Raw genomic sequence first — 23,633 nt, 5'->3', positions numbered from 1 at the left:
GTCCGCCCCCGTTGGACGGGCCGCGGGGCCTGACCGTGCGGGCCGGCCCGGTGGCGTCGTCCTTCCCGTCCTGCCTACAGGGTGGCCGCCCCCTGAGCAACCGTCACCGTCCCTCGGCGGGACTCCGCCCCAGGGTCCGGCTCAGTCGATGCGGCGGGACGGGCCCAGGAGGCCGGTCTCGGCCTCCGTGCCCTGGGTCATCACGAACTGGCGGTCCCGCGGCGTGCACCACAGGGTGACCCCGTCGCCCAGCGTCGGCAGCGAGTCCACCGCCGCCCGCGGCAGGTTCATCAGGCGGCCGAGCTGCTGCGCCTCGTCCGGGGAGACCCGCTGGACGCCCACGAGCGAGGAGTTCTGCAGCAGCCGCGGCGCCGTCGGGCTCAGGTACGGCAGCAGGGTCAGCACCGACTGCCAGGGCCCGGCCACCACGCGCCCGCGCGGCGGCCGCATCCCGCAGTCCCGGATCACCAGTACCGGGCTTCCCGCCGAAGCACCCTGGGGCGGCACCCGGCCCACCTCGTGCAGCGTCACGCACTGCTGGCCGCCGCCCGCCGCCTGGGCCAGCCCGGACCACACCTGCCCGCGCCCGGTCTCCACCGCGACCCGCGCACCCGTGGCCGCCGCGCGCAGCGCCAGCACCTGCGCCGTCCACAGGCCGCCGATCAGCGTCATCTCGTACGGCGTCGGCCGGTTGATGCCGAGCACCGCCGGACGCCCCTCGGCGTCCACGCCGATGACGACCCCGTCGTCCCCGACGGGCAGCGCCAGCGCGTCCAGGTCCGCCGCCGCGACCGCATGCCGTTCCCGGCGCGGGCCGATCAGCCCGAAGCCGCCCCTCATCGCGCCCCTCCCAGCGGCAGCGAGGCGAGCAGCCCCGGTACCTGTTCGCGGTCGAGCCGGACCAGCCCGGTGCGCACGCCGCGGGCCGTCCGCTCCAGTTCCCGGCGGGCCGCCACGAGTTCCTCGTCGCTGCGTCCCGTGACCCGCACGTGGCCGGTCAGCGTCACGCCCTGGCGCTCCGCCGGGGCCATCGTCAGGCTGAAGTTCGTCGCCAGCGCCGGCAGCGAGGTCAGCAGCGCCACGAACTGCGGCAGGGACGCCGCCCCGCCGCCGCCCAGCTGCGGCCAGCGGGCTATCCAGTACGTGGTGTGCCGCCGGTCGTCGCAGCGCCAGATCCGCGCCGTCTCCTCCGTCCGCCGGCCGGTGCTCGCCGTGCGCCCCGCCTGCGTGATCGCCATCGGGTTCGCGCACGAGGAGGTGGCCAGGGCCGCCGTCAGCTCCTGCTCGGTGAGCACGGTGGCCCGGAACCCGGCCCCGGTCAGCCGGCTCGCCAACTGGTCGGCCGCCCGCACCACACAGCGCTGCGCGCCCCCGAGGCCGCCGCCGCGCGCGGTGACCGCCTCGGGGCACAGCTCCGGGTCGAGCTTGAGCGCGATCCACGTCAGCCGCACCGCCGGGGTGCCCGTGGCGGCCTGGAGCGGTGCGTAGTTGCGGGTGGCCATCGACTGGGCCGGCAGGTGCGGGGCCGGCGCCGGCTGCGTGTGCTGCACGAGCTGCGCCGACTCCAGCCGGATGCCGTCGACTTCGAGGATGTCCCGTACGAGCCCCAGCGGCAGCGGCCGCGCGCCGCGGTCGGGCCGCAGCGCGGTGGCGTCCATGTCCACCTGCACGACGGCGGTCAGGAACGTCCCGTCACCGACCATCCCGACGGGCCGCCGGTCGCGGTCGCTGAAGGTGAGGGTCCGCAGCGCCGGATCGGCCTCGACGAGCGGGGCCAGCCCCGGCTCGGTGCCCGCGGGCACCGCGAACGAAGCGGCCCGGCGGCGCCGCGCGCGCAGTTCGAGGGCGCCGCCGAGCCACTCGGGCAGGGAGCGCTGGTGGCGGCGTACGACGGCGAGCACCACCAGGGCGAGCGCCAGCACACCGGCGGGCACCAGCAGCATCGGCTCCACGACCCAGGCCACCAGCAGGGCGGCCACGGCGATCTGGAGCAGGACGAGTTGTTGCAATCGGAACGGGCCGAAGCGGCCCGGGCTCGACTTCGGATACGGCGTCACCCCGCCGCGTGCGGGTGCGGATGCACCCGTCTGCGGCTGCGTCGCGGTGGCCATCACGCGCCCACCTCCCCTTTCCGGGGCCGTACCCCGTGAGTGCCGGAGCCGGACGCTGCCCGCCGCATGACCCCGGAATCTCCCCAATCCACCCCAACAAGCCCTGATGCCCCGACGACCCCTGAATGCGTGCGGCCCGGAAGGCAGGAAGCGGCGGCCTCACCCTACCCGGCCCGTACCCGCCCTCCGTCAAGAGGCATAGTAGGTGCCCGGTCCGACAATCGAGGCCCGGGGACCGTACTCACCGACCGGGCCGTGCGGGGAGAAGCAGGCGGTCATGGCATCACGACGTGATGAACTCAACGCGTACACCTTTGCGAAGCGGCGCACGGTGGCCGCGTTCCTCCAGCCTTCCGCCACGGGCTCCGAGGAAGGCGCCCCGCGCCCGCTGCGCGCGGTCCTGCCCGGACTGGTGGTGGGGGCGCTCGTACTCGCCGGGTTCGGTGCGTGGGGGATGTTCAAGCCGCAGGCCCCCAAGGGCTGGGACGAGGCCGGTACGAAGGTCATCGTCGGCAAGCAGTCGACGACCCGGTACGTGGTCCTGACGACGAAGGTGAACGGCAAGGACCAGACCCGGTTGCACCCGGTGCTGAACCTCGCCTCCGCCCGACTCCTCCTGGATCCGCAGAAGTTCAAGGTCGTCCAGATCGACGACAAGGTCCTGGACGCGGGAAAGCCGCCGCGCGGGCCCATCATCGGCATCCCGTACGCGCCCGACCGGCTGCCGGCCCCGCAGGACGCGGGCAAGGCGAAGCGGTGGGCCGTCTGCCAGGCGCCGGGCGGCAACGGCAAGACCGTGCAGACGGCGACGTTCGTCCTCGCCGACCGCGAGGCGGGGCTGATGGACGACGCCCGCAAGGTCACCGACACGCAGATGCTGTACGTGCAGAGCACGGGCGGGGCCAAGGAGCGCTACCTGGTCGACGCCTCCGGGACGAAGTACAAGTTCCCCGAAGGCGGCCCGGACGCCGGGAAGATGACCAACGCCCTGGTCGGCAGCACCGGCGCGACCCCGCAGCAGGTGACCGAGTCGTGGCTGGCCACCCTCAACTCCGGGGAAGACCTGGCCTTCCCGCAGCTGCCGGTCCCGGCCGGCACGAAGGCGGACGTCCAGGGCCTGACCACCGCCGACAACAAGGTCGGCATGGTGCTGATGGCGCAGACCGGCTCCGGTGCGCAGCACTACGTCGTGCTGCCCGGGAAGGTCGCGCCCGTCTCCGACTTCGTGGCGTGGCTGCTGATCTCGGCGCCCGCGACCGACGGCCTCAACATGCACGGCAAGCCCCACGAGGTGGACCTCCAGTCCCTCAACCCGGACACCGCGGCCTTCAAGGCCGAGGCCAAGTGGCCGCAGAAGAAGTCCGACCGGATCAACATGACGGCGGCGCCGGGGGACGCCGCCGGTGCGCAGGGCGGCGCGGCCCCGCAGGGCGCCGGCGCCCGCGACACCGTCTGCAACGTGCTGCGCTCGGTCGACGGCCAGGGCAACCAGACGCTGAGCACCTGGGCCGGCACGGGCTTCCCCATCGACATCACCGCCAGCGGCACCAGCGCGTACGTCACGCCCGGCTCGGGACTGCTCTACACGCAGGCCCAGGGCAAGCAGACCACGGCGGGCGGCGCCCTCTTCCTGGTCACCGACACCGGCCTGCGGTACGCGGTGCAGGCCAACGGGGACAGCGACGCCGAGAAGTCGAAGATCGGGGCCCCGGACCAGCAGAACGGCCAGGCCACCGCCGACGGCCGCCCCGAGGCCAGCCAGGCGCAGATCCGGCTCGGCTACGGGAACGTCACGCCCGCCATGGTGCCCATCGCATGGTCCGAGTTCCTCTCGAAGGGCCCGCGCCTGGACACCAACTCCGCCCGCCAGCCGCAGGGTTCGTGAGGAAGCCGCCGATGCCGACGCCCAAGTCCCCGTACGCGCGCGGTGCGCTCGTCACCGCCGCCCTCACCGTCGCCGCGCTGTCCGGCACGGCCGCCGCGGCCGGCGCCGCCGCGGCGGCCCCGTACCCGGAGCCCGGCCGCGCACCGGCCGCCGCCCCCCTGGAGCTCGCGGGCGCGGGCGAGTGCACCTTCCCCATGAAGAAGCAGATCGCCGACCGCCCCTGGGCCCTGCAGCGGCTCCTGCTCGACGCGCTCTGGGCGCAGACCAAGGGCAAGGACAAGAACGGCAAGCCCGTCCGCGTCGCGGTCATCGACACCGGGGTCGACCGGGCGAACCCGCAGCTCAGCGGCGGCATCGACGTGGGCGCCGGCAAGGACTTCATCGACCCCAAGGGCGACGGCACCACCGACACGGTCGGCCACGGCACCAAGGTCGCAGGGCTGATCGCGGCCCGCCCGCAGGAGGGCACCGGCTTCGTCGGCCTGGCCCCCGACGCCGTGATCATCCCGATCCGGCAGAACGACGGGCAGGGCAAGGGCAACGCCCTCTCGCTCGGCCAGGCGATCGACCACGCGGTGGCCAAGGGCGCCCAGGTCATCAACATCTCCCAGGACACCGACGTCCCCCTGAGCGCCGACTCCGATCTCGGCAAGGCCGTCCAGCGGGCCGTCGACGCCAAGGTCGTGGTCGTGGCCTCGGCGGGCAACGACGGCATGACCGGCGAGAAGCGCAAGACCTACCCGGCGGCCTTCCCCGGCGTCCTCGCCGTGGCCTCCTCGGACCGCAACAACGAGCGGGCCGCGTTCTCCCAGCCCGGAGACTTCATCGGGGTCGCCGCGCCCGGCGTGGACATGGTCTCCACCGTCCCCGGCTTCGGCCAGTGCATCGACAACGGCACCAGCTTCTCGGCGCCGTACGTCGCCGGGGTCGCGGCCCTGCTGCGCGCCAAGCACGAGGACTGGACCCCGCAGCAGATCATCTGGCAGATCCAGGGGACCGCGGAGCGCTCGGTCAACGGCCGTGACGACTACGTCGGATGGGGGGTCGTGGACCCGGTCCGCGCGGTCACCCAGGACCACGAGGTCCCCAAGGCCCCCGTCCCGGACCCCGGCCCGCCCCCGGCGGCCGCGCCCGAGGCGGCGGCGCTGCGCCTGACCGAGACGGCGCAGGAGCGCGCGGAGCGGTTCGGGACGTACGCTCTCGGCATCGCGGGCGTGCTGATCGCGGTCATCGCGGGCACCGCGACGGTGGTGCGCGACGCGCGCAAGCGCCGGGGCCGTTTGCAGTGAACCGTCACAGTTCATCAACGGTAGCGGCCCACTGGTGTTGGGGCTGTCAGATGAACTGGCTAGAGTGACACCAGGCTTCACGACTGTGATCGGGGGATCGCGTGAGGCGGAGGGGATTTCCGGTGGTGCGTGGCTCGAATCCGCGCCCGGAACCTCCCTTCCGCTGCGCAATCCGCCGGTTCTGCCGGCGAATTGAGAAGTGAGGAGCTTCGGATGAGCAATTTCGGACTCGCAGACGATCCGATCGTCCAGGCGAAGAACAAGATCGAGACGACGGCCCGCGCCGTCACCACCCAGTCCCGCGAGCTGGCCGACATCCTCGCCACGGTGAGCGCCGGCTGGACCGGTGTGGGTGCGTCGGGCTTCGTTTCCGCCCAGACGGTCGTCAACGAGGACCACGACGAGATCCGTCGTCTGCTCGGCGTGCTGCACAACGCGGTCGCGCAGACCAAGAACCTCAGCAACGCGCAGGACGACGACGTGCGTGCGGCGTTCAAGACGGTCCAGGCCGGCGCCGGCCAGGGCGGCTCGGGCCTCAACGGCATCTGACCTGCCGCTCGACGGCATCCGACCTGCCGACCAGGTCGTGGGCCGTCACGTCGTCCCACTCAACTCAGCGCGAAGGAGCACAGCATGTCCGGTGACAGCGGGCACACCCGGGTCCGGTATGAAAGCGTCCAGGAGATGGCGAACCGCATCCGCGTCGTCTCGAAGAAGATCATGACGGACCTGGAGGAGATGGACCAGGCCCTGAAGGTCGTCACGGACACCTGGGACGGTGAGGCGCACCAGGCGTACGTCACCCTCCAGGGGAAGTACAAGGGCAAGGCCGACCACATGCACAAGCAGCTGGAGCAGGTCGCCACGCTGATCGAGCGCGGCAAGGGCGACTACCGCGCCACCGACGTGAAGGCCTCGCGCCTGTTCACCGAGGCCTACTGAGCCCGGTCGGCCACAGCCGCATGACGAAGGGGCGCGCCCGGCCGGGCGCGCCCCTTCGTGCCGTTTCCTGCGCGCCGTCCCGTGGTACGGGGCCTCAGCGCGGGCCGCGGTCGAGGTCGAACTCCCCGTCCCTGGCCCCGAGTACGAAGGCCTCCCACTCGGCCGCCGTGTAGCGCAGGACGGTGTCCCGGTCGAGGGAGGACCGCATGGCCACCGCACCCTCGGGCAGCCGCGCGATCTCGACCCGCTCCTCGTCGGGGCTGGACCCCGGGGGGCCCTCCCACTCCACGCCGCTGATGTCGAGCGCGTACAGCTCGTCCTTCTCCTGCTGGGTGCCCATGTGCGGCCCTTCCCTCGGCGGTGCGGTGCTCCCGCGGTCTTCCCTCCCGATTATCGACGCTCCCGCCACTCCCGGGGGAGCGTTTCCCGTTGATCACAGGAAAGCGGGGCCCGGCCGGCAGCCGGGCCCCGCTTCGCGTCCGCGCTCCTTGCCGGGTCCCTACGCGCCCGGCAGGCGGCCCAGCTGGACCAGGGACGTGCCGCGCTTGCGGGAGGAGAAGTACGCGCGCCCCGGGGGCATCGGGCGGGGGCGGACGTTGCCGATCAGGTCGCCCTCGGAAGGATCACCCGACAGGACCACGCCCTGCGCGCCGAGCTCCTTGATGCGCTGCATGAACGGCTCGTACATCGAACGGGACGCGCCCGCCGAGTTGCGCGCGATGATGAAGCGGACGCCCGTGTCGCGGGCGAACGGCAGGTACTCCACCAGCGGGGCCAGCGGATTGCCCTGGCTGGTGGCCACCAGGTCGTAGTCGTCGATCACGATGAACACGTCCGGGCCCGTCCACCAGCTGCGGTCGCGCAACTGCTGCGGAGTGACGTCCGTCGGCGGCTGGCGCCGGGAGAACACCCCGCCCAGCGCCTCCATGTGCGTCTGCAGCGAGCTCGCCATCGGCGCGTACTCCAGCAGGTGCTCCTCCGGCAGCGCCCCGAGCAGGCTGCGCCGGTAGTCGCCGACGACGAGGCGGGCCTGCTCCGGGGTGTACCGCTCCGCGATCTGCCGGCAGATCAGCCGCAGCAGGTTCGTCTTGCCGGACTCGCTCTCACCGAAGACCAGGAAGAACGGATCGCTCTCGAAGTCGACGAACACCGGCTCCAGGTCCGTCTCGTCGATGCCGATGGCCAGCCCGCGGCCGGGCTGGTCGCCGCCCCGGGGCAGCTGGTCGGCGTGCAGCAGCCGCGGCAGCAGCCGTACGCCGGGAGCCGCGGCTCCCGTCCAGTTCTGCTTCACCGCCGACACGAACGCGGCCGTGGCCTCCGACAGCTCCTCCGGATCGTGCGCGCCGTCGATCCGCGGCAGCGCGCCCAGGAAGTGCAGCTTCTCCGCGACCTGGCCGCGCCCCGGCATCCCCGTCGGCACGTTCGCCGCGACCTTGCGGTCGAACTCGGAGTCCATGACGTCGCCGAGCCGCAGCTCCAGCCGGTTCAGCATCTGGTCCTTGAGCGCCGCCCGCACCTCCATGTACCGCGCCGCCGTGATCACCACGTGGATGCCGTAGCCCAGACCCCGCGAGGCGATGTCCGTGACCACCGGCTCCAGGCCCTCGTACTCGGTCCGGAAGCCGCCCCAGCCGTCGATGACGAGGAACACGTCGCCCCACGCCTCGCCGGGCAGGTCGCCCGCCGCGCGCCGCCGCCGGTACGTGCCGATCGAGTCGATGTTGTTCGAGCGGAAGAACTCCTCGCGGCGGTTGAGGATGCCCCCCACCTCCGCGACCGTGCGCCGCACCCGCTCCGGGTCCAGGCGCGAGGCGATCCCGCCCACGTGCGGCAGCTCGGAGATCGACGACATGCTGCCGCCGCCGAAGTCGAGCCCGTAGAACTGCACCTCGCGCGGGGTGTGCGTCAGCGCGAACGAGGAGATCAGCGTCCGCATCAGCGTCGACTTGCCCGACTGAGGGCCGCCGACCACCATCATGTGGCCCGCCGCACCCGAGAAGTCCCGGTACAGCACCTCGCGCCGCTGCTCGAACGGCTTGTCGATGAGGCCGAGCGGTACGACGAGCCCGCCGGGCCGCGTGTACCCCTCCGCGTGCAGCCCCCGCTCCGCCGAAGGCGCCAGCGCCGGCAGCAGCTGGTCCAGCGGCGGGGCCTGGTCGAGCGGCGGCAGCCACACCTGGTGCGCCGGCACCCCCTGCCCCTCCAGCCGGCCCACGATCACGTCCAGCACCGTGTCCGCGAGCGCGTCGTCCTCCCGCTGCGACTGCGCCGCCAGGTACGCCGGGTCCGGAGCCGCGTACACGACCGGCACCGGCACCGCCGTGAACAGCGCGGGCCGCCGCTCCACCGGGAACAGCCCGACCGACAGGTCCGGGCCGCCCGAGCGGTAGGTGCCCGAGACGTACGCCGCCTTGAAGCGCGTCATCTCGTCCGTACCGAACTTCAGGTAGCCCGAGCCCGGCACCGAGGGCAGGTGGTACGCGTCCGGCACGCCGATCGCGGTCCGCGACTCGGCCGCCGAGAAGGTCCGCAGACCGATCCGGTACGACAGGTACGTGTCCAGCCCGCGCAGCTTGCCCTCCTCCAGGCGCTGCGAGGCCAGCAGCAGGTGCACGCCCAGCGAACGGCCGATGCGGCCGATCTGGATGAACATGTCGATGAAGTCGGGCTTCGCGGTCAGCAGCTCGCTGAACTCGTCGATGACCAGCACCAGCGAGGCCAGCGGCTCCAGCGGGGCACCCGCCGCGCGCGCCTTCTCGTAGTCGTGGATGTTCGCGTAGTTGCCGGCCGAGCGCAGCAGCTCCTGGCGGCGCTGCAGCTCACCGCGGATCGAGTCGCCCATGCGGTCCACGAGGGTGAGGTCGTCCGCCAGGTTGGTGATGACCGCGGCCACGTGCGGCATCTGCCCCATGCCCGTGAAGGTCGCACCGCCCTTGAAGTCGGCGAGCACGAAGTTCAGCGTCTCCGAGGTGTGCGTGACCGCCAGACCCAGCACCAGCGTGCGCAGCAGCTCCGACTTGCCGGAACCGGTCGCGCCCACGCACAGGCCGTGCGGGCCCATGCCCTCCTGCGCCGCCTCCTTCAGGTCCAGCATGACCGGCGTGCCGTCCTCGCCGACACCGATCGGCACGCGCAGCCGCTCACCGGCCGAGCGCGGCCGCCAGGTGCGGGCCACGTCGATCGAGGCCGCGTCGCCCAGGTTCAGCAGGTCCGTGAAGTCCAGGTTGGCCAGCAGCGGTTCGTCGTCGTCCCCGCCGCCCGTGCGCAGCGGCGCCAGCTGCCGCGCGAGGGCCTCCGCCGCCGGCAGCGACAGCGTGTCCGGTACGCCCTCGTAGGCGATCCCCGCTCCCGACTCCAGCCGCAGCCGGCCCGGCCGCACCACGACCGACAGCCCGCCGCGCGGCTCGTCCAGCTCACCCGCGACCACCTCGACGATGGTCACGCCCTGCAGCCCCTCGGCCGCCGCGAACGCCGAGTCCGGCGGCACCAGGCCGCCGCGCGAGTTGGCGTCCAGTACGACGACCAGGTGCGGCTGGTCCAGCACCGGGGACACGTCCCGGCTGAACCGCGGCCGCCCCTCCAGGCGGGGCGCCAGCAGCCCCTCCAGCTCGGTCAGGTCATCGCTGAACAGCCGCTTCGTACCGGCCCCGTCGACCTGCCCCGGCACCTGCGTGTGCGGCAGCCACTTCGTCCAGTCCCAGGACGGCACCGCACCGGGCGCCGCCACCACGGCCACCACCAGGTCCTCGGGGGAGTGCAGCGTCGCCAGCTGCGCCACCAGCGCCCGCGCCGTCCCGCGCGCCGACTCCGGCTCCCCGGACACCGTCACGTGGTAGAACGCCCGCAGCGAGACCGCCACCGGCAGCCCGTCCAGCGAGGAGTGCACCTTCAGGAAGCGCTGCATCGCGCCCGCCGTCAGCGGCTCCAGCTCGTCCACCGGAGCCGTGTCCGGGGCCACCAGCGGAGTCGAGAGGCGCTGCGCGCCCAGCCCGAGCCGGGCCTGCCCGAAGTCCTCGTCGCCGACGCGCCGCTCCCACAGCCGCGAGCCCTCGGCCACCACCGACCACAACTGCTCGGGCGCCGGGTGCAGATACAGCTGCGCGTCGCGCTGCGCCCGGGCGGTCCTGCGGACCTGACGGCGGGTCTGCGCGAGGTATTTCAGGTAGTCCCGCCGGACATCGGCCATTTGCCCCTGCGTACCGCGCCGGTGGCGCACCAGCTGGGCCAGGACCATGCCCACCGTGGACACCAGCATCAGCACACCCATGATGCGCATGAAGGGCGCCGCACCCGGCATGAAGAAGAAGACGACCGACGAGCCCATGCCGAGCATCGGCAGGAGCTGCATCAGCATGCCCTCCTGCTGCCCGCGGGGAAGCTCCGGCGGAGCCTCCAGCCTCAGCTCGTCCGAAGGAACTTCGGGCGGCAAGGACCGCGGCGGGCGTTTGACGACGATCTGACTCACCGGAGCATCAATCCCTCGAAAACGGACGGGACGTCGCAACCGGCGCCCCCAAGTCCCGGGCGCGAAGGGGGTCTCCCCTGCGCGACGGTGATCCTACTTGCCGACAGTCACTCATACGCCCGGTAGGGTGGCCCGCGCAGCATGCGCATCCGCGAATCCACGGCGAATCCAAGGCGGCGGTGCATGCACCCGCTTCGCCAACCAGGGGGGTCACACAGGTGAGTACGGCCGCAACGACGGGCTTCTGCAGGGTCACCGTCGTGGCTCCCGACAGCCGCATCGACGTCGCCCTCCCCGAGGACATCGCCGTCGCCGACGTCTATCCCGAACTGCTGCGCCTCACCGGCCAGACCCAGCCCGTCGGCGCCCCCACCGGCTTCCACCTGGTCCGCCGCGACGGCACCGTCCTCGACGGCGCCCGCACGCTCGCCGCCCAGCAGGTCCTCGACGGCGAGGTGCTGAGCCTGCGCCCGTTCGCCGACTCGCTGCCGCCCGCCGTCTTCGACGACGTCTCCGACGCCGTGGCCTCCGCCGTCGTCCGCGACCGCCACCGCTGGAGCGACGACATGCTGCGCGGCGCGGGCCTGATCGGCGCCGCCCTGCTGCTCGTCCTGCTCGGCCTCGTCCTCTGGTACGCCGACCCGGTCCGCCACGACATGCACGGCCTGCCCGGCATCATCGCCGGCGCCGCGGGCGTGCTCCTGACCGCCGCCGCCGGCGTGCGCGCCCGGGTCTACCGCGACCGCGGCTCCGCCGTCGCCCTCGGCCTCGGCGCCCTCCCGCTGCTGCTGATCGCCGGCTCCGGCATCGTCGCCGCCGCGGCCGGCGAGGGACCCGGCAAGCTCCAGTTCCTCCTCGGCTGCGTCTGCGTCCTCGTCGCCTCCGTCGCCCTGGTCGCGCTCACCCCCGACGGGGACGCGCCCTTCGTCGCGGCCACCTTCCTCTCCGCCACCGGAACCCTGGCCACCTTCCTCGCCATCGTCACCGACGCCTCCGCCACCGCGACCGCCGCCGTCTGCGCCCCCGTCGCCATCGGCCTCGTCGCCTTCCTGCCGGGCCTCTCCGCCCGCTTCGCCCGGCTGCCCATCGGCTACGCCGCCCCGCAGAGCGCCGTCGAGGATTACGAGACCCCTGACCGCTACGAGACCGAGGCGTACGCCGACCCCTCCGGCGCCGAGCAGCACGACCCGGGCGCCCCGCTCGACGCCGAGGCCATCGCCGCCCAGGCCCGCCGCGGCCACGAGATGCTGCTCGGCCTGGTCGGCGGCTGCGCCGCGGTCGCCGTCGGCTCCGCCGCCGTCCTCGGCTTCTCCGACAACACCTGGGGCCGGCTGCTGGCACTGACCACCGGGCTGGCCATGCTGCTGCGCGCCCGCCTCTTCCGGTACACCTCCCAGGTGGTGTGCACCCTGGCCGCCGGCCTGGCCGCCGTCGCCCTGCTGATCCTGGGCCTGGCCCTGCACCCGCCGGCCGACCTGGTCCGCGAGCTCGTCCAGTACCACGACCGCGGCGGCCTGGACCTCCGTACGATCTGGCTCTCCGCGGCCGTCGCCGCCGGCGCGGCCCTCCTCGCGGGAATTGCGCTTGTCATCCCCCGCAAGGGCCTGTCACCCTTCTGGGGACGGCTGCTCGACCTCACCGAGGCGGCAGTACTGCTCAGTCTTGTCCCGCTGGCCCTCGCCGTGCTGGACGTGTACGCCCGGGCCCGCTCTCTCACCAGCTGAGACGGGGGCCGTGCGGCAGCCTGGTACGCTGTGTGACGGCCGTTTGTGTACGCGCCCCCGGATTCCTCTGGAGGCTGCGCTCAGCGGACCCCGCCTCCCGAGTTACGGAAGATCCCCAGAGAATTCGACCTGGGGCACTCGGTGGCTACGAAGACCTATACGAGGAGTACGCGTGTCGCTCGACGCCGCTACGAAGAAGCAGATCATCGCCGAGTTTGGTGCCAAGGAGGGCGACACCGGCTCCCCCGAGGTCCAGGTCGCGATGCTCTCCAAGCGCATCACGGACCTGACCGAGCACCTCAAGACCCACAAGCACGACCACCACTCCCGTCGTGGTCTGCTGATCCTGGTCGGCCAGCGTCGCCGCCTGCTGCAGTACCTGGCCAAGAAGGACATCCAGCGCTTCCGTACGCTGGTCGAGCGCCTCGGCATCCGCCGCGGTGCGGCCGGCGTCAAGTAAAGACGCTGTGAAGGGAGCGGTTCCCACACCTCGGGGGCCGCTCCCTTTGCTGTACGTGCACTCGCTCTACGTGCGGGACGTACCGGACGCTTTGTAGTCTGGACGCAACGTGCACCGCGAACCACGTGCACAACTGAAGAGGAGGAGCGCCCTCCCAGGCCGCCGGTCCTCGGTAGTGGTACCCGGAAAGCCCCACGGGCACCGAACCGGGTACTTCGATCGAAGACCGGCCCGCACGCAAGGAGCGCTTCTCCGCACCGTCCGCAGCCACACGGGCAGCGGACGGAGACGACGAAAATGGAGAAAACGCTAGTGGAGAACGAGACCCACTACGCCGAGGCCGTCATTGACAACGGTTCCTTCGGCACCCGCACCATCCGCTTCGAGACGGGCCGCCTGGCCCGCCAGGCCGCCGGCTCCGCCGTTGCCTACCTGGACGACGACACGATGGTGCTTTCCGCCACCACCGCGTCGAAGAAGCCCAAGGACCAGCTCGACTTCTTCCCCCTGACGGTGGACGTCGAGGAGCGGCAGTACGCGGCCGGCAAGATCCCCGGATCCTTCTTCCGCCGCGAGGGCCGCCCCTCCGAGGACGCGATCCTCACCTGCCGCCTGATCGACCGCCCGCTGCGCCCGTCCTTCAAGAAGGGCCTGCGCAACGAGATCCAGGTCGTCGCCACCGTCATGGCGCTCAACCCGGACCACCTGTACGACGTCATCGCGATCAACGCCGCGTCCGCGTCCACGCAGCTGGCCGGCCTGCCCTTCTCCGGCCCGATCGGCGGCGTCCGCGTCGCGCTGATCCGCGGCCAGTGGGTGGCCTTCCCGACGCACACCGAGCTCGAGGACGCCGTCTTCGACATGGTCGTCGCGGGCCGCGTCCTGGAGGACGGCGACGTCGCGATCATGATGGTCGAGGCCGAGGCCACCGAGAAGACCATCGCCCTGGTCAAGGGCGGCGCCGAGGCGCCGACCGAGGAGATCGTGGCCGCCGGCCTCGACGCCTCGAAGCCCTTCATCAAGGCCCTCTGCAAGGCCCAGGCGGACCTGGCGGCCAAGGCCGCCAAGCCCGAGGGCGAGTTCCCGGTCTTCCTGGACTACCAGGACGACGTGTACGAGGCCCTCGCGGCCGCCGTCAAGGGCGACCTCGCCCAGGCGCTGACCATCGCGGGCAAGCAGGACCGCGAGGCCGAGCTCGACCGCGTCAAGGACATCGCCGCCGAGAAGCTCCTCCCGGCCTTCGAGGGCCGCGAGAAGGAGATCTCCGCCGCCTACCGCAGCCTGACCAAGGCCCTGGTGCGCGAGCGCGTCATCAAGGACAAGGTCCGCATCGACGGCCGCGGGATCACGGACATCCGTACCCTCGCCGCCGAGGTCGAGGCCATCCCGCGCGTGCACGGCTCGGCGCTGTTCGAGCGTGGCGAGACCCAGATCCTGGGCGTCACCACCCTCAACATGCTCCGTATGGAGCAGCAGCTGGACACCCTTTCCCCGGTGACCCGCAAGCGCTACATGCACAACTACAACTTCCCGCCGTACTCCGTCGGTGAGACCGGCCGCGTGGGCTCGCCCAAGCGCCGCGAGATCGGCCACGGCGCGCTCGCCGAGCGCGCGATCGTGCCGGTCCTCCCGACCCGCGAGGAGTTCCCGTACGCGATCCGCCAGGTGTCCGAGGCCCTCGGCTCCAACGGTTCGACGTCCATGGGCTCGGTCTGCGCCTCCACCATGTCGCTGCTGAACGCCGGTGTGCCCCTCAAGGCCCCCGTCGCCGGCATCGCCATGGGCCTGATCTCCCAGGAGATCGACGGCAAGACCCACTACGTCGCCCTCACCGACATCCTCGGTGCGGAGGACGCCTTCGGCGACATGGACTTCAAGGTCGCCGGCACCAAGGAGTTCGTGACCGCCCTCCAGCTCGACACCAAGCTGGACGGCATCCCGGCCTCCGTCCTGGCCGCGGCCCTCAAGCAGGCCCGCGACGCCCGCCTCCACATCCTCGACGTGATGATGGAAGCGATCGACACGCCGGACGAGATGTCCCCGAACGCCCCGCGGATCATCACCGTCAAGATCCCGGTGGACAAGATCGGTGAGGTCATCGGCCCCAAGGGCAAGATGATCAACCAGATCCAGGAGGACACCGGCGCCGAGATCACGATCGAGGACGACGGCACCATCTACATCGGTGCCGCCGACGGCCCGGCCGCCGAGGCCGCCCGCGCCACGATCAACGGCATCGCCAACCCGACCATGCCGGAGGTCGGCGAGCGCTACCTGGGTACGGTCGTCAAGACCACCACCTTCGGTGCCTTCGTCTCCCTGCTCCCCGGCAAGGACGGCCTGCTGCACATCTCGCAGATCCGCAAGCTCGCCGGTGGCAAGCGCGTGGAGAACGTCGAGGACGTGCTCGCGGTCGGCACCAAGGTCCAGGTGGAGATCGCCGAGATCGACCAGCGCGGCAAGCTCTCCCTGATCCCCGTCATCGACGGCGAGGCCGCCGGTGACGACGCTGACAAGGACGACTCCGACAAGTGACGTCGCGTAGTTCCCGTGTGACGGCCCGCCCCTCTTCGGAGGGGCGGGCCGTCGCCCGTACCCAAACCCTCCTCAAGGGGGAGAACGGCATCGGCACCGTCCGGCGCACCGTCCTCCCCGGCGGACTGCGCATCGTCACCGAGACGCTGCCCTCGGTCCGCTCCGCCACCTTCGGCATCTGGGCGCACGTGGGCTCCCGGGACGAGACGCCCACGCTCAACGGTGCCACGCACTACCTGGAGCACCTCCTCTTCAAGGGCACGCACCAGCGCAGCGCCCTCGACATCTCCTCCGCGATCGACGCGGTCGGCGGCGAGATGAACGCCTTCACGGCGAAGGAGTACACCTGCTACTACGCGCGGGTGCTCGACACCGACCTGCCGCTGGCGATCGACGTCGTCTGCGACATGCTCACCGGCTCGCTGATCCGCGAGGAGGACGTCGACGCCGAGCGCGGAGTCATCCTCGAAGAGATCGCGATGACCGAGGACGACCCGGGCGACATGGTCCACGACCTGTTCGCCCAGACCATGTACGGGGACACCCCGCTGGGTCGCCCCGTCCTCGGCACCGTCGACACGATCAACGCCCTCGGCGCCGACCGGATCCGCCGCTTCTACAAGAAGCACTACGACCCCCGCCACCTGGTCGTGGCCGCGGCCGGCAACGTCGACCACAACAAGGTCGTACGCCAGGTCCGCGCGGCCTTCGAGAAGGCCGGCGCCCTCGGGCACACCGACGCCGAGCCGATCGGCCCGCGCGGCGGCACCAAGCGCATCCGCACCTCCGGCCGGGTCGAGCTGGTCAACCGCAAGACCGAGCAGGCCCACGTGGTGCTCGGCATGCCCGGCCTCGCCCGCACCGACGAGCGCCGCTGGGCCCTCGGCGTGCTGAACACGGCACTCGGCGGAGGCATGTCCTCCCGCCTCTTCCAGGAGGTCCGGGAGAAGCGCGGCCTGGCCTACAGCGTGTACTCGTACACCTCGGGCTTCGCCGACACCGGCCTCTTCGGCGTGTACGCGGGCTGCCGCCCGAACCAGGTCCACGACGTGCTGCGGATCTGCCGCGGCGAGCTCGACAAGGTCGTCTCCGAGGGGCTCACCGACGAGGAGGTCAAGCGGGCCGTCGGCCAGCTGTCCGGCTCCACCGTCCTCGGCCTGGAGGACACCGGCGCGATCATGAACCGCATCGGCAAGAGCGAGCTCTGCTGGGGCGACCAGATGTCCGTCGACGACATGCTGGCCAAGATCGCGTCCGTCACCCCGGACGACGTCCGCGCGGTCGCCGCCGACGTACTCGCCCAGCGGCCGTCGCTCGCGGTGGTCGGCCCGCTGAAGGAGAAGCAGGCCGCCCGCCTCGACGAAGCGGTCGCCTGAGACGCTGACACCCCGAGGCCGGGCACCGGCCGCCGCCGGCCGGTGCCCGGCCCGTACGACAGGAAGCGAAGAAGCATGAGCAGCAAGCTGCGGGTAGCGGTTCTCGGTGCCCAGGGCCGCATCGGCTCCGAAGCGGTCAAGGCCGTCGAGGCCGCCGAGGACATGGAGCTGGTGGCCGCCCTCGGCCGCGGCGACAAACTGGAGACGGTGGCCGAGGCCGGCGCGCAGGTCGCGGTCGAGCTGACCACGCCCGACTCGGTCATGGGGAACCTCGACTTCCTCATCGGCCACGGCATCCACGCGGTCGTCGGCACCACCGGCTGGAACGAGGAGCGCCTCGCGCAGCTGGACACCTGGCTGGCCGGCTCCCCGCAGACGGGTGTGCTCATCGCCCCGAACTTCTCCATCGGCGCCGTCCTGACCATGAAGTTCGCGGCCCAGGCGGCCCGCTACTTCGAGTCCGTCGAGGTCGTCGAGCTCCACCACCCCAACAAGGTCGACGCCCCCTCCGGCACCGCGACCCGCACGGCGCAGCTCATCGCGGCCGCCCGCGCCGAGGCGGGCTGCGCCCCGCAGCCCGACGCCACCGCCACCGCCCTGGACGGCGCGCGCGGCGCGAACGTCGACGGGGTTCCGGTGCACGCGATCCGCCTGCGCGGCCTGCTGGCCCACCAGGAGGTGCTCCTCGGCGGCGAGGGCGAGACCCTGACGATCCGTCACGACTCCCTGCACCACAGCAGCTTCATGCCGGGCATCCTGCTCGGCGCGCGCCGCGTCGTGCAGCACCCGGGCCTCACGTTCGGCCTGGAAAACTTCCTCGACCTCGGCTGATGAGCAGGCAGTAGTCCCATGCGCGCGAAGATCACTTACTTCCTCACGGCCGCCGTCCTGGTCGTCTACTTCGTCCTGGCCGGCAGCCGGGGCGTGCTGCTGATCCGGCAGGGCACCCCGCTGACCGTGGTCTTCGGCGCCGCGGTGCTGATCCTGCCGGTCATCGGCGTCTGGTTCCTCTGGAAGAACACGCAGTTCGTGACGAAGGCGAACCAGCTCGCGACCGAGCTGGAGGCCGAGGGCGGACTGCCCGTCGACGAGCTGGAGCGGGACCAGTACGGCCGGATCCTGCGCGACTCCGCCGACGAGGTCTTCACGCGCCGCAAGGCCGAGACGGAGGACGCGCCGGGGGACTGGCGCAGCTGGTTCCGCCTCGCCGTGGCCTACCACGACGCCCGCGACACCCCGCGGGCCCGCAAGGCCATGCAGCGGGCCATCGCCCTGCACGGCGGCCCGCGCCGCCAGGCGGCCCCGTAAGGCCCGCGGACCCCGCGGAACCAGGAAGCCCGTACGGGCCGCCTCGGCGGATCCCGTACGGGCTTCCAGGGCTTTGGACGTCCGCGTCAGGCGGGCACGGCCCGGTACTCCTCGGCCCAGGCCTCGACCATGTCGGCGGCGCGGTCGAACGCCTCGGTCCGCGACAGGAAGTCGGCGTTGTGGTCGGTCAGCAGCACCGGCAGCTCCTCGCCGCCGCGCCCCGCCGCCGTCAGCGCCTGGCCCTGGACGGTCCGCGGCAGCCCCAGCCAGCGCACCGGCTGCTGGACCGTACGGACCGCGGTGATCTCGTCCCAGGCGATCGAGCGGGTCCGGAAGAAGGACACGCGGCGCAGCCCGGCGGGGCTCACCCAGACGCCCGCCATGAGCATCCGCAGCGCCGACCCGATCACGCAGAGCGCGGCGGCCAGGCAGACGAGGGCTCCGGCCCAGGTGCCCGCGAACGCGATGATCATCGTGGAGAGCAGCATGAACGCGGCCAGGAGGAGCAGCAGCGCGGCGCCCGCCACCCGCCAGGGCCCCGGCCGGTACGGCCGGCGCCAGCGGTCGGGGTCCTCGTGGGCCAGGACGTCCTCGTCGGCACTGTCTTCGTGCGCGTCGAACGCGCGGTCGGCCGTCAAGAAGGGCAGGGGCACGGCTGTACCTCACTCACATGCACGTTCGGTTGGGCTTGACCGTGAGGCTACCGCCCCTCGGAGGCCTCCGACTGCTGCGACTTGGCGGGCGCCTGGTGCGGCTGCAGTGCCGGCAAGCCGAAGAGCAGGGAGCCGACGAGCCCGGCCACCACGGTCAGCCCGACCAGACTACGGGCGGCCATCTGGGCCGTGCCCAGACGCTCGCGCGGCGGCGGAGTGACGTTGCTGCGGAAGCGGTCGGCCTCGGCGACGAAGGCGAACGGGACGGGCTCGCTCCGGCGAAACATAGAGCGACTCTCCTCACGGTCGGGGCCCGGGGGCGGTGACGACAGGTGCGTGTGGCGTGTACTGGTAAAGACGTACGAACCGCCCAATCGGTGCCGGAATTCGGGACATTAACCAAATTTTATGGCTGGGCGTCAGCTGAAAGGGTGACGGGACCGCCGCCCGGGCCGGCCGGAGAGCTGCGCACCGCGCCCCGGGCCGCGCCGTAGAGTGGGCGCGCCCCAAGAGAGTCGTTCGGAAGGACCCCCGGTGAGCGAGACCGCCGCTTCAGACCTGAAACCCAGCTTCCGCAGTGATGTGACGGTGGAGCTGGTGAAGCACTCCGCCGCCGACTCCGACGTGCTGTGGGCCGCCCGCGTCTCCACGGCGGGCGAGCAGTCGCTCGAGGAGCTCCAGAAGGACCCGGAGCGCTCCAAGGGCCTCATCAACTACCTGATGCGCGACCGGCACGGCAGCCCGTTCGAGCACAACTCGATGACCTTCTTCATCAGTGCCCCGATCTTCGTCTTCCGCGAGTTCATGCGGCACCGCGTGGGCTGGTCGTACAACGAGGAATCGGGCCGCTACAGGGAGCTCGAGCCGGTCTTCTACGTCCCCGACGCCGAGCGCAAGCTCGTCCAGGAGGGCCGTCCGGGCAAGTACGTCTTCGTCGAGGGCACCGCGGCCCAGCAGGAACTGACGGGCCGGGTCATGGAGGACTCGTACCGTCAGGCCTACGAGGCCTACCAGGAGATGCTGGCGGCGGGCGTGGCACGGGAGGTTGCCCGTTCGGTCCTGCCGGTCGGACTTTTCTCCTCGATGTACGCCACCTGCAACGCGCGCTCCCTCATGCACTTCCTCGGCCTGCGCACGCAGCACGAGCTCGCGACCACCCCGTCCTTCCCGCAGCGGGAGATCGAGATGGTCGGCGAGAAGATGGAGCGGCACTGGGCCTCGCTCATGCCGCTCACGTACGCCGCGTACAACGCCAACGGCCGGGTCGCCCCGTAAGCGCCGGTACGGCCCGATGGGGACGGATGAGCCCCTGGCGTACGGATGTGCGGAGTCAAGTCCGAAGTGTCCGTATTGCCACGTTTCGTAAAGTTCATCTAGGCTGATCAAACGGACCCGGCACTGCTTGAACCCCCGAGCAGGCAGTGCCGGGATCCAACAACCCTCCCGGCCCGTGCCGGGAGCCACACCCTCTTGACGTCCCCCGAGGGGACAACGCGAGCATGGCAGCGAGTAGCGTGTTACCCATGGCTCCGATCTCGACTCCGCAGACCCCCTTCGGGCGGGTCCTCACCGCCATGATCACGCCGTTCACGGCGGATGGCGCACTCGACCTCGACGGCGCGCAGCAGCTCGCCGTCCACCTGGTGGACGCAGGCAATGACGGCCTGGTCATCAACGGGACCACCGGCGAGTCCCCGACCACCACCGACGCGGAGAAAAACGACCTCGTACGAGCCGTCCTCGAAGCGGTCGGCGACCGGGCCCACGTCGTCGCCGGCATCGGCACCAACGACACCCGCCACACCCTCGAGCTCGCCCGCCAGGCCGAGCGCACGGGCGCCCACGGCCTGCTCGCGGTGACCCCGTACTACAGCAAGCCGCCGCAGGAGGGCCTCTACCGGCACTTCACGGCGATCGCCGACGCCACCGAGCTCCCGGTGATGCTCTACGACATCCCCGGCCGCAGCGGCGTCCCGATCAACACCGAAACCCTGGTGAGGCTCGCCGAGCACCCCCGCATCGTGGCCAACAAGGACGCCAAGGGCGACCTGGGCCGCGCCAGCTGGGCCATCGCCCAGAGCGGACTCGCCTGGTACTCCGGCGACGACATGCTGAACCTGCCGCTGCTGTCCGTCGGCGCCGTCGGATTCGTCTCCGTGGTCGGCCACGTGGTCACCCCCGAGCTCCGCGCGATGCTCGAGGCCCACCTGGGCGGCGACGTCCAGAAGGCCACCGAGATCCACCAGAAGCTGCTGCCCGTCTTCACCGGCATGTTCCGCACGCAGGGTGTGATCACCACCAAGGGCGCGCTGAACCTGCAGGGGCTGCCCGCGGGGCCGCTCCGCCTCCCGCTGGTCGAGCTGACGGCCGAAGAGACGGCCCAGCTCAAGATCGATCTTGCCGCCGGCGGGGTACAGCTCTGACACCAGACTTCACAACTGAATAAGCACGACGAACACAACAGACGAATGCAAGTGCACGAATGACATGCGCGCCGCGTGCCTTACGACGAGGTACGTGGCGTGTGTGGTGAGGAGATACTTTTGAGCCATCCGCACCCTGAACTCGGCCCGCCGCCGAAGCTCCCCAAGGGCGGCCTCCGGGTCACCCCCCTGGGCGGCCTCGGAGAGATCGGCCGCAACATGACCGTCTTCGAGTTCGACGGTCGCCTGCTGATCGTCGACTGCGGCGTCCTCTTCCCCGAGGAGGAGCAGCCGGGCATCGACCTGATCCTGCCGGACTTCTCGTCCATCCGGGACCGGCTCGACGACGTCGAGGGCATCGTCCTCACGCACGGTCACGAGGACCACATCGGCGCCGTCCCGTACCTCCTCCGGGAGAAGCCGGACATCCCGCTGATCGGCTCCAAGCTGACGCTGGCCCTCATCGAGGCCAAGCTCCAGGAGCACCGCATCCGCCCCTACACCCTCGAGGTGAAGGAAGGCGAGCGCGAGAACCTCGGCCCCTTCGACTGCGAGTTCATCGCGGTCAACCACTCCATCCCGGACGCCCTCGCGGTCGCCATCCGCACCGGCGCGGGCATGGTCGTCGCCACCGGCGACTTCAAGATGGACCAGCTGCCGCTGGACAACCGCCTCACCGACCTGCACGCCTTCGCGCGTCTGAGTGAAGAGGGCATCGACCTCCTCCTCTCGGACTCGACGAACGCCGAGGTCCCGGGCTTCGTCCCGCCGGAGCGCGACATCTCCAACGCCATCCGCGGGGTCTTCGCGGGTGCCCAGAAGCGGATCATCGTGGCGTCCTTCGCCAGCCACGTGCACCGCATCCAGCAGATCCTCGACGCCGCCCACGAGTACGGCCGCCGGGTCGCCTTCGTCGGCCGCTCGATGGTCCGCAACATGGGCATCGCCCGTGACCTGGGCTACCTGCGCGTCCCGGCCGGCCTCGTCGTCGACGTCAAGACCCTCGACGACCTGCCGGACGACGAGGTCGTGCTGGTCTGCACGGGCTCCCAGGGCGAGCCGATGGCGGCCCTGTCCCGCATGGCCAACCGCGACCACCAGATCCGGATCGTCCCCGGCGACACCGTGATCCTCGCGTCCTCGCTGATCCCGGGCAACGAGAACGCGGTCTACCGCGTGATCAACGGCCTGACCCGCTGGGGCGCCAACGTCGTGCACAAGGGCAATGCCAAGGTGCACGTCTCGGGCCACGCCTCCGCCGGCGAGCTGCTGTACTTCTACAACATCTGCAAGCCGCGGAACCTCATGCCGGTCCACGGCGAATGGCGCCACCTGCGCGCCAACGCCGAGCTCGGTGCCATGACGGGCGTCCCGAAGGACCGCATCGTCATCGCCGAGGACGGCGTGGTCGTCGACCTGATCGACGGCAAGGCCCGGATCTCGGGCAAGGTCCAGGCGGGGTACGTGTACGTGGACGGCCTCTCGGTCGGCGACGTCACGGAGGCCTCGCTCAAGGACCGCCGGATCCTCGGCGACGAGGGCATCATCTCGGTCTACGTGGTCGTGGACAGCAGCACGGGCAAGGTCGTCAGCGGCCCGAACATCCAGGCTCGCGGCTCCGGCATCGAGGACTCGGCCTTCGGGTCGGTCATGGTGAAGATCGAGGAAGCCATCGCCCGCGCCGCCGCCGACGGCGTCGCGGAGCCGCACCAGATCCAGCAGCTCATCCGCCGGACCATGGGCAAGTGGGTCTCGGACGGCTACCGCCGCCGGCCGATGATCCTCCCGGTCGTCGTCGAGGTCTGAGCCTCGCCGTAGCGCCATCACTGGAGCGGGGCAACCGGATTTGCATCCGGGGCCCCGCTCCAGTACGTTTACGTCTCCACCTCGCACAACACCCCGGGCACACACGTGTGTCCGTACGTGTCATGCGCGAGCGGGTGGGATTCGAGACCGGGGAAACCTGATAAAGTCTGATCCGCCCGAAAGGGAAAGGCCCTCCAACGGCCACCGAATTCAATTCCACTCCGGAAACGGGGCGGAAAGGATCTGGTAAGGTTGGAACCGCCGGAAAGGGAAAGCGCGAAAGCGAAGAACCCGGAAAGCAAGCGGAACTGACTCTGATAGAGTCGGAAACGCAAGAACGAAAGCCCGGAGGAAAGCCCGAGAGGGTGAGTACAAAGGAAGCGTCCGTTCCTTGAGAACTCAACAGCGTGCCAAAAATCAACGCCAGAAGTTGATACCCCGTCCACTTCGGTGGATGAGGTTCCTTTGAAAAAGACCTGTGAGGTCGCCTTCGGGTGATGCCTGCAGGCAATTACACAGCGAGGACGCAGTGGTCAGTCGGTCATATTCCGACATGATTGGCCCGCTCTACGTGTGTGTGCACCGGATTACCGGTAAACATTCATGGAGAGTTTGATCCTGGCTCAGGACGAACGCTGGCGGCGTGCTTAACACAT

Annotated in this window: 19 protein-coding genes; 13 read left to right on the top strand and 6 right to left on the bottom strand. The window is 71.1% G+C overall.

From position 1 onward, the window contains the following. Positions 1 to 141: 141 nt before the first annotated feature. Positions 142 to 840, bottom strand: coding sequence for a hypothetical protein (locus ACFYZS_RS35765; protein ID WP_389022244.1), 699 nt, complete (start codon positions 838 to 840; stop codon positions 142 to 144). Then, positions 837 to 2,111, bottom strand: a complete 1,275-nt coding sequence (eccE, locus tag ACFYZS_RS35760) for a type VII secretion protein EccE (RefSeq protein WP_389022241.1) — start codon at positions 2,109 to 2,111, stop codon at positions 837 to 839. Before eccE ends, ACFYZS_RS35765 begins: the two co-directional genes overlap by 4 nt. Positions 2,112 to 2,388: 277 nt before the next feature. Here eccE and eccB point away from each other — a divergent pair, with 277 nt between their 5' ends. From eccB to ACFYZS_RS35740, 4 genes are all read left to right on the top strand, one after another. After that, positions 2,389 to 3,996: a type VII secretion protein EccB gene (eccB, locus tag ACFYZS_RS35755; protein WP_389022239.1), complete on the top strand. Its 1,608-nt coding sequence runs from the start codon at positions 2,389 to 2,391 to the stop codon at positions 3,994 to 3,996. Between the two features lie 11 nt (positions 3,997 to 4,007). Continuing rightward, complete coding sequence (mycP, locus tag ACFYZS_RS35750; RefSeq protein ID WP_389022236.1) at positions 4,008 to 5,285, top strand: type VII secretion-associated serine protease mycosin; 1,278 nt, start codon at positions 4,008 to 4,010, stop codon at positions 5,283 to 5,285. Positions 5,286 to 5,498: 213 nt separating this feature from the next. Continuing rightward, a complete protein-coding gene (locus ACFYZS_RS35745; protein ID WP_030859748.1) occupies positions 5,499 to 5,834 on the top strand; it encodes a WXG100 family type VII secretion target in 336 nt (111 codons plus the stop codon). An 84-nt stretch (positions 5,835 to 5,918) separates the two neighbouring features. Continuing rightward, entirely contained in the window at positions 5,919 to 6,227 is a 309-nt protein-coding gene (locus tag ACFYZS_RS35740; protein ID WP_389022233.1) for a WXG100 family type VII secretion target, read from the top strand. A gap of 94 nt (positions 6,228 to 6,321) precedes the next feature. On the opposite strand, the gene ACFYZS_RS35735 is transcribed toward ACFYZS_RS35740, so the two are convergent. Then, complete coding sequence (locus tag ACFYZS_RS35735; protein WP_030161442.1) at positions 6,322 to 6,567, bottom strand: DUF397 domain-containing protein; 246 nt, start codon at positions 6,565 to 6,567, stop codon at positions 6,322 to 6,324. Positions 6,568 to 6,726: 159 nt separating this feature from the next. Next, positions 6,727 to 10,692 carry a type VII secretion protein EccCa gene (gene eccCa, locus ACFYZS_RS35730; protein WP_389022229.1) on the bottom strand — a complete coding sequence of 1,322 codons (3,966 nt, stop codon included), beginning with the start codon at positions 10,690 to 10,692 and terminating at the stop codon, positions 6,727 to 6,729. Positions 10,693 to 10,910: 218 nt separating this feature from the next. Between eccCa and eccD the strand changes: the two genes are divergently transcribed. The 6 genes from eccD (at position 10,911) to ACFYZS_RS35700 (ending at position 18,095) form a co-directional block, all read left to right on the top strand. Beyond that, a complete protein-coding gene (eccD, locus tag ACFYZS_RS35725; protein ID WP_389022227.1) occupies positions 10,911 to 12,416 on the top strand; it encodes a type VII secretion integral membrane protein EccD in 1,506 nt (501 codons plus the stop codon). A 172-nt stretch (positions 12,417 to 12,588) separates the two neighbouring features. Beyond that, entirely contained in the window at positions 12,589 to 12,876 is a 288-nt protein-coding gene (rpsO, locus tag ACFYZS_RS35720) for a 30S ribosomal protein S15 (protein ID WP_030161433.1), read from the top strand. Positions 12,877 to 13,188: 312 nt separating this feature from the next. Further along, positions 13,189 to 15,411 (top strand): polyribonucleotide nucleotidyltransferase, encoded by a 2,223-nt coding sequence (locus ACFYZS_RS35715; protein WP_030161432.1) that lies wholly within the window; start codon positions 13,189 to 13,191, stop codon positions 15,409 to 15,411. Then, entirely contained in the window at positions 15,408 to 16,787 is a 1,380-nt protein-coding gene (locus ACFYZS_RS35710) for a M16 family metallopeptidase (protein WP_389022223.1), read from the top strand. Before ACFYZS_RS35715 ends, ACFYZS_RS35710 begins: the two co-directional genes overlap by 4 nt. Positions 16,788 to 16,862: 75 nt before the next feature. Next, positions 16,863 to 17,618 carry a 4-hydroxy-tetrahydrodipicolinate reductase gene (dapB, locus tag ACFYZS_RS35705; RefSeq protein ID WP_389022220.1) on the top strand — a complete coding sequence of 252 codons (756 nt, stop codon included), beginning with the start codon at positions 16,863 to 16,865 and terminating at the stop codon, positions 17,616 to 17,618. A gap of 18 nt (positions 17,619 to 17,636) precedes the next feature. Continuing rightward, positions 17,637 to 18,095 (top strand): hypothetical protein, encoded by a 459-nt coding sequence (locus ACFYZS_RS35700; RefSeq protein ID WP_389022217.1) that lies wholly within the window; start codon positions 17,637 to 17,639, stop codon positions 18,093 to 18,095. Positions 18,096 to 18,181: 86 nt separating this feature from the next. Here the strand turns inward: ACFYZS_RS35700 and ACFYZS_RS35695 are convergent, their stop codons facing one another. Together ACFYZS_RS35695 and ACFYZS_RS35690 are read right to left on the bottom strand one after the other, a co-directional pair. After that, positions 18,182 to 18,748: a PH domain-containing protein gene (locus ACFYZS_RS35695; RefSeq protein ID WP_389022214.1), complete on the bottom strand. Its 567-nt coding sequence runs from the start codon at positions 18,746 to 18,748 to the stop codon at positions 18,182 to 18,184. A 47-nt stretch (positions 18,749 to 18,795) separates the two neighbouring features. Then, a complete protein-coding gene (locus tag ACFYZS_RS35690) occupies positions 18,796 to 19,035 on the bottom strand; it encodes a hypothetical protein (RefSeq protein WP_389022211.1) in 240 nt (79 codons plus the stop codon). 247 nt (positions 19,036 to 19,282) lie between these two features. Between ACFYZS_RS35690 and thyX the strand changes: the two genes are divergently transcribed. The 3 genes from thyX (at position 19,283) to ACFYZS_RS35675 (ending at position 22,977) form a co-directional block, all read left to right on the top strand. Continuing rightward, positions 19,283 to 20,023, top strand: coding sequence for an FAD-dependent thymidylate synthase (gene thyX / locus ACFYZS_RS35685; RefSeq protein WP_389022208.1), 741 nt, complete (start codon positions 19,283 to 19,285; stop codon positions 20,021 to 20,023). 248 nt (positions 20,024 to 20,271) lie between these two features. Continuing rightward, on the top strand, positions 20,272 to 21,171 hold the full coding sequence (dapA, locus tag ACFYZS_RS35680) for a 4-hydroxy-tetrahydrodipicolinate synthase (RefSeq protein WP_389022205.1): 900 nt from the start codon (positions 20,272 to 20,274) through the stop codon (positions 21,169 to 21,171). Positions 21,172 to 21,291: 120 nt separating this feature from the next. Next, the gene (locus ACFYZS_RS35675; RefSeq protein WP_053693205.1) at positions 21,292 to 22,977 is read left to right on the top strand and encodes a ribonuclease J; all 1,686 of its coding nucleotides are present in this window, start codon (positions 21,292 to 21,294) and stop codon (positions 22,975 to 22,977) included. The last annotated feature ends 656 nt before the right edge of the window (positions 22,978 to 23,633 follow it).

The sequence above is a fragment of the Streptomyces sp. NPDC001903 genome, from assembly GCF_042891345.1.
In the GTDB taxonomy this organism is placed as follows: Bacteria; Actinomycetota; Actinomycetes; order Streptomycetales; family Streptomycetaceae; genus Streptomyces.
The sequence above is the reverse complement of the archived record's forward strand: the minus strand, read 5'-3'. Positions and strand labels throughout refer to the sequence as shown.